This window comes from Streptomyces sp. NPDC096339, from assembly GCF_044762985.1.
Classification (GTDB): domain Bacteria; phylum Actinomycetota; class Actinomycetes; order Streptomycetales; family Streptomycetaceae; genus Streptomyces.
In genome coordinates this window covers 85,134-97,558 of the sequence record NZ_JBIWFI010000016.1, presented here as the reverse complement: position 1 = coordinate 97,558, position 12,425 = coordinate 85,134, and the positions used below count along the sequence as shown (strand labels likewise).

Sequence of the window (12,425 nt, the reverse complement as noted above, 5' to 3'; positions counted from 1 at the left end):
CCACCGCCGCCCAATGGGTCGCCCGCCTCGCCGAAGCCCATCAGGCCGGGAAACTCGCCGCCGAACTCACCCGCCTCGGCCGGATCCCACGATCATCGTGGACGAAGTCGGCTACATCCCGTTCGAACCCGAGGCCGCGAACCTGTTCTTCCAGTTCATCTCAGGCCGATACGAACACGCGTCCGTGATCGTGACCAGTAACAAGCCCTTCGGACGCTGGGGAGAGGTCTTCGGTGACGACACCGTCGCCGCCGCGATGATCGACCGCCTCGTCCACCACGCCGAAGTCATCTCCCTCAAGGGCGACAGCTACCGCATGCGCGGCCACGACCTCGGCCGGGTTCCACCCGCCAACACCGGGGAATGAACAACATCAACTGACGGACCGGGGGTCATTCTTCAACCGGCCAGGGTGGGTCACGATTCAAGCGCCGCCGACATTGATCCAGATGTCGCACGCGAACCGGCCAGCAGGAGCCGACACCACCACCGCCCCGCGGTATCGACGACATCGAGGCCAAGATCCGCGTCACCGCGGACTGAACGCGCACCAGCGGTGGAAGCGCATCGCTCATTCAGCATTGCCCGGCATCGATGCGGTGCATCGGGTGAATGTGGTGGGGAGCATCCGGATGGCGGAGTGGGGTGCACTGTCACGATGTGGCGGACCGTAGGACATCCCGGTGCCATCCGGTGTGGCGCACTCCCGCATCCTCGCTCCGGGTGCGCCTCACTCCCCGTACCCGCGTACCCGGGTGTGCGCCACACTCTCCACCCGCACCTCCTGGCAGCGCGCATTCTCCTGGGACGGGCGGCGGCGCCACCCGATGGCCCCCCAGCAACTCCGCTCCGGTCATCGCCCTGAGGGCAACAGGCGGGGACGCCGGGAACCTCGAGTTCTGGACCCCTGGACCAGGGCCTCTCCGCTTGGAGGCTCCCCTGGACCAGGGGTCGGTGCCCCCCCCTGGACCAGGTCCCTGGCCTCGGCCTGTTTCCCCTGGACCAGGGCCTTGTCCAGGGGAAAGGGGGAACAGGGCGAGGCCGGCATGTGAGGTCGCGGCGCAATCCGCAGCTGCCGGCGGGGCGGGTGTCAGCCTGCGGACTGCGTCCGCTTGGCCAGTCCCAGTCCCAGTCGCAGTCACAGGTCGAGCACGGGCACGGGTGCGGGTACTTGGCTAGCAGCGTTCAGGGGTGCAGCGCCCTGTGACCCCGTGCAGTCCGGAGGGGACGGCCGTCCCGAGCGGGAGGCCGGTGGATCCGTAGGCAGTGTGGATGACGCGCCTCCCAGGGACGCGCACCCGCATCCGGGTTGCCACATACGAGATACCGCATCCGATGTGCGGGCCCGCGGGGTTGCCCCATGCCGGGTGGTTGCCCGATGCCGGTACAACGCATCGCGCGTGGCACATCGTTCACCCGCTTGCCCCGCGCATCGAGGCATCGGGGCATCCCCCATCCGCCATCCCCCATCCCCCATCCCCCATCCCCCATCCCCCATCGAGAGTGCACGCCATCGGCCCGGCGCGACTGCACCGCGCTCTCCGCACCGGCCGGATCCGGCGCCCCGCCCACCCCTGGTCCTCCCGCCCGTACCCCTTGACCGGTCTCCCCCTGGACCACGCGGTCCGTCTGTCGGCAGCGGGCCGTTTCCCCTGGGCCATCCCCCTGCGGCGACTCCGTCAGACCGCGGTCAAGGGGAGTCCCTGGAGTGTGAGGGCCATCCAGACCAGCCGGTGCGAAAGGACGGACACAGACGTGCCCACCACGCAGATCACCCCGGCGCTCGACTCCTCCGAGTCCGCGCTGCCTTACACCACGGTCAGCAAGACGAACCGAGCCGCCGCTTCGCAAGGCGTCATCGTCGCGTTCTCCTCCTACGACCGCCTGCCGGTTCTTCGTCCACGGAACCGAGCCGCTCCAGCAGTACACGAGCCGTGCCGTCCAGTCGCTCCGCGAGGGAGCCGGCACCGCCCGGCACCTCGCCGCCCCCCGAGACCCGCGGGCCCGCCCGAGACCCGCCTCCACCCTCTCGATTCCAGGAGAACCGACGTGACCACCATGTCCTCCGCCGACACTGCCGGACAACTCCTCGACACCGACTGGACCCGTGTCGTGCGGTCCTCTCGCCGGCTGACGCACATCGCCGCCTCCCTGGTGACCCGGCCGATGGACCGTGAACTGCACGCACAGATGCGCACCTTCCTCGATGACGAGTCCGAACCGGCCCTGGCCTCTTGGAACGTCCTGCTCGCCAGCACGCCCGATGAGCTCCGGGAGCGCATCGCGACGGTTCTCATCGCGCAGGCCGCGCAGAGCAAGCAGCCCACATGGAGGCTCTCGTGAAGCGGGTACGCCGGCCTCGGAAGGCTGACAAGAAGCGGGTTGCCGAGGCTGAGGTCTGGGACGACGAGGTCGAGGAGCCGCAGGAAGAAGCGGACGCCGAACCGGATGAGACCGGGTGGAAGACGAGTACCGCTCACCTGGCCGGGATCGCCCGGTTGGTCCGCGTCGGTGTCTGGGCGCTCATCGCGTCCGGTCCTGCCTTGGGTGTGATGGCCCTTCTCGGGTCGTCTGGTGCGGTGCACGCCGCCCCCAAGCCGATCGCCGCCCCTTCTCCTGGCTCGCAGGTCGGCCCGGCCGGATTCGCTCAGTTGTTCGTCACCGCCTTCCTGGAGGCGGGGCAGGGCACCGAGCGGGACCTTGCACCGTATTACCCCGGCCCTGTCGCACTGGCGGCGAAGCCCGGCACCCGGACGGCCACCCGGTCGACCGTGATCGCCTCACGGGAAGTCCAGGCCGGCTACTGGTCGATCACCGTGGCGTCCGACGTCACCGTGCAGGACGACAAGGGCAAGCCGAAGCGCTTGGGCGTGCAGTACTTCCGTGTCGGGATCCAGGCCATCGGCACGACGGGCGCCGGCGGGGCCGCGACGTCGGCCAAGGCCGTGACGGGCTACTCGGCCACCTCGCTGCCCGCGCAGGTCGCCGCGCCAGCGGCCATCACACCCGGAGCCCTGGCGTACCAGTCCGAACGCGGATCGAGCAGCGCGGACCCGTCGGTCGACACCGCGAGAGGTTTCTTGTCGGCCTACCTGACCGGCGCGGCCGCACTCGACCGCTACACCTCCCCCGGCTTGAACCTCCAGGCCATCAGCCCTGCTCCGTACTCCGCGGTACAGGTCACCGGTGTCCGGGACGACGCCGCCCAGTCCGTTCAGCAGAAGGTGCCCGCCGACGGCGCGGAACTCCATCAGCTGGTGCAGGTCCAGGCCACGGACCAGGCCGGGAGCGCCGTCTCGCTGAGCTACGCGCTCACCCTCAAGTCCCGTGCCGGCCGCTGGGAAGTCGCCTCTGTCGACGACGCCCCGGCCATCAGCCCGAGCAGCGCCCCCTCCGTGGCGCCGCAGCCCACCCCAAGCCCCGACGCCACGACGGCGAAGCCGTCGCCGTCGAACTCCTGAAGAAAGAAGAAGGAACACTCATGCAGACCCTCAGCAACCCCGACAACGTCGTTCTCGCGGGACAGGTCCTCGACTGGGCCGGCGTCAAGACGGGCCAGATCCGCGGGCTCGTCTTCTCCGTGGCCAGCCTGATGGCGGTCATCGCCGTGATCACGGCCTGGTGGAAGACCCGCTCGTTCGTGGGCACCCTCGTGGCCTTCGTCCTGGCCTGCCTCGTTCTGTGGGGCATCGGCAGCCTCGACACCTTCAAGGACAAAGTCGGTACGGAGATCAACGGCGCCTCGTTCTCCGAGGTCCACGTGGCGGGCGATGCCCCCCTCACGACCGGTGAGGGACGGCGGCTGGTGTGAGTGCCCCCGAAGAGGAGTTGATCGGGCACTCGTACACACGAGCACGCAAGCACCCTCTGGTCATCGGCAAGCTCCCGGGAGCCGGTCGGCTCCCGGGAGGGCCGTACACCATCACCCAGGTCATGACGATGGTGGTCACCTTCGGCGCCCTCGTGATGACGAAGGACGTGTGGGCCCACTTCGGCGCCTTCAACTTCATCGTCATGGCCGTGCTCCCGTGGGGCTTGGCCTGGGCGCTGCGGTACGCACGGCTGGACGGCCGTGATCCTGCCAAGGCGGCGCGGAGCCTGTTCGTCTACTCCTCCACGCCCGCACAGGGCCGGCTGGCCGGCACTCCCCAACGACCCACTCGTCCCCGCCTGGTGTCCGGCTCCTGCACGGTGCGCGTCCGGTCCGCCAAGCGCCCCGCGCCGGAGCCGGAGCCGGCGAAGGCACCGGCTCCTGCGCCGGTCACCACGTCGAAGCCCATCCCTCCGCGGAAGCAGGTCCGCCCGCGGAAGAAGGTCCGCCCGACTACCCCGCAGCCGGCCCCATCGCCGGCTCCGTCCCCGGTGCCGACCGCGGCGGAAGGCCGACAGCAGCCCAAAACCGGACTGCAGGCCCTCCTCGCGGCACTCGACGACCACACGCAGGCCTAGCCCGCCCAACACCCGCAGAGAAAGCAGAGGAACATGCGTCTCCCCGTTCGTCACATCAGCGGCCACCTGATCTGGACCACCGCCGCCACCGTGTGGGCGGTGTGGCGCGTCGACACCGAGAACTACACGCACGCTTCCAAGTCGACGAAGCGCGAAAGGCTGGGCGCCCTAGAGGCGCTCTTCAAGTCCCTTAGGGGCGAGGCCCTCCTGCTCAGCCTGTGCCCGAGCGTCGATGCCGCGTCGGTCGTGACCCGTATGACCGCCGGCGTCGACCTCGACCAGTCTCCCGAGTACGTGGACCTGGCGCTGAAGGTGCTGGACCAGCTCGAGGACCTCGAACTGTCCGGCCGGGTCGACTTCCTCGCCGTTCCCCTGGCCCACCACGACGTCAAGCAGAGCACCCAGGCCGTCATCTCCTCCGTCCAGGCCGAAGTGATGGGAGCACTGGGGCTCCCCGTCGGGCCCATACCCGAGTCGCAGGAGCGCCAGCGCCTGGAGCAGGCCACCCGCCTCGCGGCCGGCTGGCCCTCCGCCATCAAGATGCGGCCGGCCACCGAGGCGGAAATCCTGTGGATCTACGGCCACAGCGCACGGCGCGGCCTGAGCGAACCGCTGCTTCCCGAGGACGGCGCGCCGCGGGCGCTGCGCGGCCGCGGACACACCGTGACCGCGCACACCCAGGTCATCCTCGACGAAGGTGGCCGCGGCAACCGGGCTTCCAAGGGCCCGACCAATCCCTTCAGGCGCCGCTACCTGCGCGCCACCACCGAGTACGGAGACTCCTACCAGGCGTTCTGCATGCTCGCGGAGATGCCGGAGGCCTTCCGGTTCCCCGGCAGCGAGTACTTGGCGGCCTTGGACGACTTCAACTTCCCCGTGGACTGGGCCGTGCGACTGCACGTGGAATCCGGCAGCAAGGCGGAGCCGAAGAGCCGGCGCCAGCAGCGCGAGCTCGCCCACCAGCGTGGCGAGTACGACGGCGAGACCTCCGGAGTGCCGGCCTCGCTCGACAAGGCGAGCATGGCCCTCGACGAGTACCGCGACCGGCTGACCGCCTCCGCGACCGAGGTCGAGATCCGCGCGAGCATCGCCACCTGTGTGTGGGGGGAGAGCGCCGAGGAAGCGGATGAGAGGGCCACTTCGCTGGCCAACCACTTCGGCGGCAACGACTACACCCTCGTCCGGCCGACCGGTGACCAGGTGGCGATCTTCCACGGCATGCTCCCGGGCATCAAGACGCCCAAGCCGATGCTCGACTACACCCAGTACCTGCTCGCCCGGGACTTCGCGATGAGCATGCCCTTCTGCGGCGCGGGCCTCGGCGATGACGCGGGCTCGCTGTTCGGTCTCCAGCTCAACGGCGGCGGGGTGCGCCCGGTCCTCGTGGACTTCTCCCACGGGCCGCGGGTCAACGCGTCCGCCAGTGCCGCCTTCGTCGGCGAGCTCGGATCCGGAAAGTCCGTCGCGATGAAGTGCGCCATGTACTCCATCCTCACCACCGGGCACCGGACGGGGCAGCGGAAGTCCCGTGGCCGCGCACTGGTCGTCGACCGCACCCCGCAGCAGGAATGGTCGCGGTTCGCCCTCGCCTGCCCGGGCACCACACAGATCATCAACGTCGACGAGAACGCCGGAGTCAGCCTGGACCCCCTGCGGGTCTTCCGCGGGCCACGCGCCGCCCGCTACACCGAAAGCTTCCTCACCCCGCTCCTCGACCTCGGCTCGATGAGCGTCGAAGGCATCACCCTCGCCGAGGCGATCGAGGCCACCCGCCTCGGTACCGAACCCAGCATGACGGCGCTGACCGAGACCCTCACCGCACGCGCCCGCACCCCCGACCCGCACGAGGCGAACGACGACGCCGTGCGCGCCGCCGCCTCCGAGCTCAGCCGCAAGCTGCGCTCGCTGGCGAAGAAGGACCTCGGGCGCGTCATCTTCGACCCCAGCCTGCCGGTCGTGCGGATCACTGCGGCCGACTCCATCGTCTTCGCCGTCGACAAGCTGGGCCTGCCCACCAAGGAGGAACTCTCCGAGCACCGGCTTCCGTCGCTCGAGGTCGAGAAGCGCTTCGGCTGGCGCCTGATGTACCTGATGACGGCGCTGTGCCGGGAGATCGCCTTCGCCGACTCGAACGAGTTCGCCGGCGTGTTCCTCGACGAATGCTGGTGGCTGACCTCCTCGGCGGAGGGCTCCAGTCTCATGCTGGAGCTGATCGCCGACGGTCGAAAGCACAACGCCGGCGCCTTCGCCGGCTCGCACGACCCGTACGACATAGGCCCCAAGTCCGAGATCGGCGACAAGATCCGGGCGCTGCTCAGCCACATCTTCGTCTTCCGCCACCGCGGCAAGGCCCTCGCGGCCCGGTGCCTGGACTTCCTGGACCTGGATCCCACCGACCCGGAGATGCTCAAGGTCATCACCGAGCAGCTCAGCCCCCTCAACGTGAGCGACGCCGAACGCCACCTGCGTGCCGGTGAGGGCCTCTACCGCGACCTGCGCAAGCGGATCGCCGGGATCAAGGTCCTCGTCCCCGGAGACGAGGACGTGGCCGCCGCGATCTACACCACGCCGGGGCAGAACGATGAAGAGGCGCTCGAAGTCGAGGAGTTCACCCCCGAGGCGGACGGAGCCTTCGCGTGAGCCACGTGAGGAAGTGGGCGGGAGCGGCCCGCATCGCTCTGATTGCCCTTCTGCTCGCTCTGACCACCCTGATGGTGGCCCCGGCCGCGTTCGCGGAACCCACGCCCACGCCCACGACCTCGGCCTCTCCCAACCCCGAGACAACGGTGACGGCCACCCCTTTGAAGAAGGGCCCGCCCAAGCCGAAGGACGGCGGCATGCTCCAGCCGTTCAACGTCGTCGACAGGGACGGCGTCCCGATCTCCGCCTACACCGTGAAGACGGACACCGGCGGCTGGAAGGACATCGACCTCAAGATCTGGAACATCGTCGCGCAGCTGCTCTTCGGCGTCGCGAAGTGGGTCGTGGGCTTCACCTGCTGGCTGATCAAGTGGGCGCTGGACTTCGGGCTGGCCAAGGTACTGGTCAAACCCGTCGACGGGATCTCCATGACCATCAAGACCCAGGTCATCGACCGACTCGGGCTGCCCGGTCTGTTCCTGATGTTTGCCGGCTTCTACTGCGGCTGGCTGATCCTCTTCAAGGAACGCTCGCGCGGCTTCGCCGAAATCGGCCTCTCCCTGGTCATCGCCGCGCTGACCACCACCGTGTTGGTCTCGCCCGCCCAGGTGCTCCTCGGCCAGGAGGGTGCCGGAACGCAGCCCACCGGCTCCACCATGCTCCTGTCGGAGAAGGGACTGCTCGGCAAGGCCAGGTGCTTCTCGCTCGAAGTCTCCACCACCGTGCTGTCCAAGGACCCCACGGATGCCTGCGTAAATCCTGACGCCGTCTCCCGTCCCATCACCGACGCGCTCGTCGACGCTTTCATCGTCAGGCCGAACCAGCTCATGGTCTACGGCACGACCTTCGACGGCAAGGACGACGAAGCCTGCGACAAGGCGTTCCGTCAGTTCAAACTCGCCGAGTTCAATCTGAACTCGACGGGGATGAACTACTGGACCGCCATGCAGATGGACTCGATCTACGACACGAACTACATCGAGGCACTCACTTCCAGTTCAAAAAAGTTCGAGTCGGCCTGTGCGAGCCACGACCCCAAGGCGAAGCGCGCCTCCGCGGACCTGGCGTTCTCCGCCCTGTTCATCGCCCTCGCCGCCGTCATCGTTGCCATTCTCATGATCCTCGTCACCGGAGGGTTCCTCACCGCGCAGGGCTGGCTGGCCTTCGAGGCCATTCGCGGCCACTGGGCGCTGTGCGCCGGCATCCTGCCCGGCGGCGGACGGGCCACGCTCTGGCGTTGGTTCTCCGCCATCACCAAGGCTCTCCTCAGCGTGGCCCTTGCCATCCTCTTCCTGGCCATGTTCATCCTGATCATCCTCGCCCTGATCAAGGCGGATACGGGCGACGTCCTGGCCGTCAAGTTCATCGTCATCGACGTCACGGCCTTGGCCGGCCTGGCGGGCCACAAGCGCATCAAGCAGACCGCCGGGAACATCGCGGAGAACCTCAACCGCAAGCTCGCCAGTGCCCGCGTCGGCGGCTCCGGCAGTTCCGTCTTCAACAACCCGAGTACGGGACTCCATCCCAACGTGAAGCAGATGGTGGGCGACGCGCGCAGCGAAGCGGGGCGCGTGGCCAAGCCGGTCGGCAAGGGCCTCAAACTCGCCCACAGCGCCTTGGTCGGGAAACCCCAGGCCGACGGCAAGGTGGGCCGTCTGGCGAAGGTGGCACGGTTCGCGACCCAGGCGGCGACAGCCATCGGCACGGGCGGTGCAAGCACGGCGGCGCAGATGGCGGCCAAGCAGGCTGCACGGCAGGCCTTGAAGAAGCGCCTGGCGTCCGCAGCCACGAGGACCAGGGCCGGGCGAGCCACCATCGCGACGGGCAAGGTCGCCGCCGGCACCACGAAGGTCGGGGCGAAGGTCGGGGCGAAGACGGCCAAGGGCGTCTGGAAGGCCACGGGCGGCTTGCCCGTGAGCGTTCCCCGCGGTGTCGCCAGAACCAAACGGGTCGGAGCCGCGACAGCCGCACGAACGGCCAAGGTCGGCCGCCGACTCGCGGCCACCCAGGGGCAGAAGGGCATCAAGAAGATCCAAGAGAACAGGGAGTACTGGGCCGAGTACGGGCGCAACGTCTCCACGGCCAAGAAGTTCGCCGCGACGGCCGGGACGAAGGCCCAGGTGGGTCTGGGCCTGGCTCCGATCGAGCCGAACCCCAGGGTCGACGCCCCGCCCGGACCCCGGGCCCAGGCGATCGGTCCGGAGGTACCCGGCGCCAAGCCGGAGGTACAGCCCTCGGTCCAGCCGGGGCTCCAGGTCCGTTCGGTCGGGGTGAAACTGCCCGGCGCCAAGGCGCCAAGCGGTTCCAAGGCGGGAGCACCAGCCTCGGGGCCCACGGCCGCGGACCGTGGCACGACCCCGGCGCCTCAACCGCCCGCCGCTGCCCCGTCAAGGTCAGCCAAGGGGCAGAAGCCGGCCTCGCCCTCGTCCCTGACGAGGCCGCAAGCCGCTCCTCCCACCGGCTCCAAAAAGCCGAAGCAACCGTAGGCCCGCACGGGCGGGGCCCTCGGCCCCGCCCGCCCAGATCACTTCACCACAACCACCGATGGGGGGACTTCCATGCCCAAAAACGATGCCGCGCGCGTCCAGCGCGGCACGATCGCGCTGTTCATAGCCGCCGCGGTACTGGCCGTCGTCGGATCGGTCCTCCTGTTCGGCGGAGACGGCACCCAGCAAGCCGCCTCTGACGCGTCGAAGATCTCCACCTCGGCCCACCCCACTGAACCGACCGGCCCCGTAAGCGCCGCACCCGGTCCGACAGCCGCCACGGCCGCGACCAGCAGCACCGCCATCACATCCGCTCCCACCCCCACGAGCGCGCCCTCGCAGCCCGACTCTCCCGCGACGCCCAGCCCGGTGACGGGTCCGATGGAGGAGACGGCCCGTGCCTTCATCCTCGCGTGGGCCGGTCACGACGCTCGGCCCGGCCAGGACACCTCATACGACGACGCGTCGCGCCGTGCCGCCGACTACGCCGCGGGCGAGCTCGCCAAGGATCTGAGCACCCGCACGAGCGGCAGCGCTGGCGCCCAGGAGTGGCTCCGCTTGAAGGCCGGACAGATCCGGGTCACGGCGACGGTGCTCCGGGTCTCGCTTCCGGACGGGGCGCCGGCCCCGACCGAGAACTCCGGGTTCGCCCGGGTCCTTTACAAGGTGACCGAGCAGCCGGCCACTGGCCCGTCCACCGAAGCCGAGCGGCACCTCGCGCTCAAGCTCCAGCCCGGTGACGACGGCGTCTGGCGAGTGGTCGGGCTACCCAATGTCTGAACAGACCGAGTCGAAGTTCGCCAAGCGCCTGGTGATCGCCCTCCTCACCCTCCCGCTCCTGGGCCTGGGCCTCATCCTGAGCGCGGTCCTGGCCCTCACCTCCGCCATCGGCGAGGACAACAGCAGTGATCTCGGGGACGCGGGGTTCGGAGGAGGGCTCTCGGACACCAAGGACATCCCCAGCTGGCTCCGCCCCATCATCATCGACGCGGTGGCGAAGTACGGCTGCACGGAGGTCACCCCCAGCTTGATAGCCGCCCAGCTCTACCAGGAGTCCAACTTCCGCACGAACCCGCCCGATGGCGGAGCCGGCGCGTTGGGCATCGCGCAGTTCATTCCGAGCACCTGGGACGCCGAGGGCATCGACGGCAACAACGACGGCAAGAAGGACCCTCTGGAGCCGAAGGACGCCGTCCCTTCGATGGTGTCCTACGACTGCAAGATGGCCAAGGAGATCCATGATGTGCCGGGCGACGTCGTGGACAACATGCTCGCCGCCTACAACGCCGGCGCCGGCAAGGTACGGAAGTACGGAGGCATTCCGCCGTACGACGAGACCAGGAACTACGTCCGCGAGATCCGGGAGCGGGCCGTGAAGTGGGCGGCGGCTGCGGATGGCAAGGTCACCGGTGGCCTCGCCCAGGTGGTCGCCACAGCGAAGAAGGCGCTGTATACCCCCTACGTGTTCGGCGGCGACTGCAAGCCGCCCTTCCTCGGGGCGAGCGGGTGCGACTGCTCCAGCCTGGTCAAGTACGCCTGGAGCTCGGTGGGCGTGAACCTGCCGCGCACCACTTACGACCAGGTGGACATCGGGAGCGTGGTGCAGTCCGTGAAAGATCTCAGGCCCGGTGACCTGATGTTCTCCGGAGGCAGCGCCTCGTCACCGGAGCACGTGTCCATGTACATCGGGGGCGGTGAGGTCATCGATGCCCCGCATACCGGCGCCGAAGTCCGTATCAAGCCGCTCTCCTTCTGGGAGGGCCGGATCCTGACGATGAAACGTCCGGACTACACGGAACCGCCAACGGGCGGGGGCTCGGGTGGCTGGGTCACTCCGGTCTCCGACCACTCGATCGGCACCGCCTATGGCGTTGCGGGCTCGATGTGGTCCAGCGGGTATCACACCGGCGTCGACTTCCCCGTGCCCAGCGGCACAGTGATCCGCTCGGTCGGCCCCGGTGTCGTGGTCACCGCCGGCTGGTCCAACGCATACGGGAACCAGGTGGTGATCAAACACGCGGACGGCATGTACTCCCAGTACGCCCACATGTCCGCCCTGACCGCCAGTGAGGGCCAACAGATAAAAGGCGGGCAGCAGATCGGAGTGTCCGGAGCCACCGGAAACGTCACCGGAGCACACCTGCACTTCGAGATCCGTACGGGCCCCGAGTACGGCTCGGACATCGATCCCCTGCACTACTTGCGCGGCCACGGCGTCAGCATCTGAGCCTGGCAGCCGAAACCCGCCGGAATCCCGACACCCGCACCAAACGAAAGGCCCGTCCGCGATGCCTGGTGATGGACGATGACCACGACCGATCTCATCAACGGTGCGATCCGCATCGTGCAGGACCTTCCCGCCCATGCCGAGCGGCTGGCGGGCTGGGCCCTGAGCACGATCTGGTGGGTCGCGCTCACCGTCATCGGCGTGTGCATCGCCGCAGCCGCGGCCCGCGGGTTCCTCTCCCGGGCCCGGCTGGCCGAGCGAACGGCACTGGAAGTGGTCCCGACCGCTGGCTTCGCCCCGGAGGCGGACGATGTGGTGCGCTTCGCCCGCCATATCGTCCGCGCCCACAAGAGCGTCTCGCGCTGGATCTTCACCTCTCCCCGGAGCATCGCGATCCGGATCCACTTCGCAACCTCGGGCGGGCCGCTCACCATGCGGGTGGAAGGCCCGGCGAAGGCCCTGTCCGTTCTGCGCCACCAGGGCTACGCCCAGTGCGAGATGCGGCCCTCGGAGGCCGGCGGTACCCCTTCGAGCGAACGTCCCCGGATTCAGCTCGGTGTTCCGCCCCGTACCGGCGCAGAGCCCACCACCCGACGCACGGCAGAACGGTAGAAGGGAAGATC

The 12,425-nt window shown here is 69.0% G+C and carries 10 protein-coding genes; all 10 read left to right on the top strand.

Annotated elements, in window-relative coordinates:
* Window positions 1-97: 97 nt before the first annotated feature.
* The 10 genes from ACIQ5Y_RS21400 (at window position 98) to ACIQ5Y_RS21355 (ending at window position 12,414) form a co-directional block, all read left to right on the top strand.
* Window positions 98-367: an ATP-binding protein gene (locus ACIQ5Y_RS21400; protein WP_403882508.1), complete on the top strand. Its 270-nt coding sequence runs from the start codon at window positions 98-100 to the stop codon at window positions 365-367.
* 1,691 nt (window positions 368-2,058) lie between these two features.
* Window positions 2,059-2,343 carry a hypothetical protein gene (locus tag ACIQ5Y_RS21395; protein WP_403882671.1) on the top strand — a complete coding sequence of 95 codons (285 nt, stop codon included), beginning with the start codon at window positions 2,059-2,061 and terminating at the stop codon, window positions 2,341-2,343.
* The gene (locus ACIQ5Y_RS21390) at window positions 2,340-3,461 is read left to right on the top strand and encodes a conjugal transfer protein (RefSeq protein WP_403882505.1); all 1,122 of its coding nucleotides are present in this window, start codon (window positions 2,340-2,342) and stop codon (window positions 3,459-3,461) included. Before ACIQ5Y_RS21395 ends, ACIQ5Y_RS21390 begins: the two co-directional genes overlap by 4 nt.
* A 20-nt stretch (window positions 3,462-3,481) precedes the next feature.
* A complete protein-coding gene (locus ACIQ5Y_RS21385) occupies window positions 3,482-3,811 on the top strand; it encodes a hypothetical protein (protein ID WP_403882502.1) in 330 nt (109 codons plus the stop codon).
* The gene (locus ACIQ5Y_RS21380; RefSeq protein ID WP_403882499.1) at window positions 3,808-4,449 is read left to right on the top strand and encodes a hypothetical protein; all 642 of its coding nucleotides are present in this window, start codon (window positions 3,808-3,810) and stop codon (window positions 4,447-4,449) included. Before ACIQ5Y_RS21385 ends, ACIQ5Y_RS21380 begins: the two co-directional genes overlap by 4 nt.
* Before the next feature lie 33 nt (window positions 4,450-4,482).
* Window positions 4,483-7,089 (top strand): ATP-binding protein, encoded by a 2,607-nt coding sequence (locus ACIQ5Y_RS21375; protein ID WP_403882496.1) that lies wholly within the window; start codon window positions 4,483-4,485, stop codon window positions 7,087-7,089.
* On the top strand, window positions 7,086-9,575 hold the full coding sequence (locus ACIQ5Y_RS21370) for a hypothetical protein (protein WP_403882493.1): 2,490 nt from the start codon (window positions 7,086-7,088) through the stop codon (window positions 9,573-9,575). The genes ACIQ5Y_RS21375 and ACIQ5Y_RS21370 overlap by 4 nt, the downstream gene beginning before the upstream one ends.
* 72 nt (window positions 9,576-9,647) lie before the next feature.
* Window positions 9,648-10,355, top strand: coding sequence for a hypothetical protein (locus ACIQ5Y_RS21365; RefSeq protein WP_403882491.1), 708 nt, complete (start codon window positions 9,648-9,650; stop codon window positions 10,353-10,355).
* Entirely contained in the window at window positions 10,348-11,802 is a 1,455-nt protein-coding gene (locus ACIQ5Y_RS21360) for a peptidoglycan DD-metalloendopeptidase family protein (protein ID WP_403882488.1), read from the top strand. The genes ACIQ5Y_RS21365 and ACIQ5Y_RS21360 overlap by 8 nt, the downstream gene beginning before the upstream one ends.
* A 78-nt stretch (window positions 11,803-11,880) precedes the next feature.
* On the top strand, window positions 11,881-12,414 hold the full coding sequence (locus tag ACIQ5Y_RS21355) for a hypothetical protein (protein WP_403882485.1): 534 nt from the start codon (window positions 11,881-11,883) through the stop codon (window positions 12,412-12,414).
* Window positions 12,415-12,425 lie beyond the last annotated feature (11 nt).

Bases quoted from the DNA above. Each gene is read 5' to 3' on its own strand.
- ACIQ5Y_RS21395 (WP_403882671.1), top strand. From the start codon at position 2,059: ATGTCCTCCGCCGACACTGCCGGACAACTCCTCGACACCGACTGGACC.
- ACIQ5Y_RS21360 (WP_403882488.1), top strand. From the start codon at position 10,348: ATGTCTGAACAGACCGAGTCGAAGTTCGCCAAGCGCCTGGTGATCGCC.
- ACIQ5Y_RS21365 (WP_403882491.1), top strand. From the start codon at position 9,648: ATGCCCAAAAACGATGCCGCGCGCGTCCAGCGCGGCACGATCGCGCTG.
- ACIQ5Y_RS21375 (WP_403882496.1), top strand. From the start codon at position 4,483: ATGCGTCTCCCCGTTCGTCACATCAGCGGCCACCTGATCTGGACCACC.
- ACIQ5Y_RS21385 (WP_403882502.1), top strand. From the start codon at position 3,482: ATGCAGACCCTCAGCAACCCCGACAACGTCGTTCTCGCGGGACAGGTC.
- ACIQ5Y_RS21355 (WP_403882485.1), top strand. From the start codon at position 11,881: ATGACCACGACCGATCTCATCAACGGTGCGATCCGCATCGTGCAGGAC.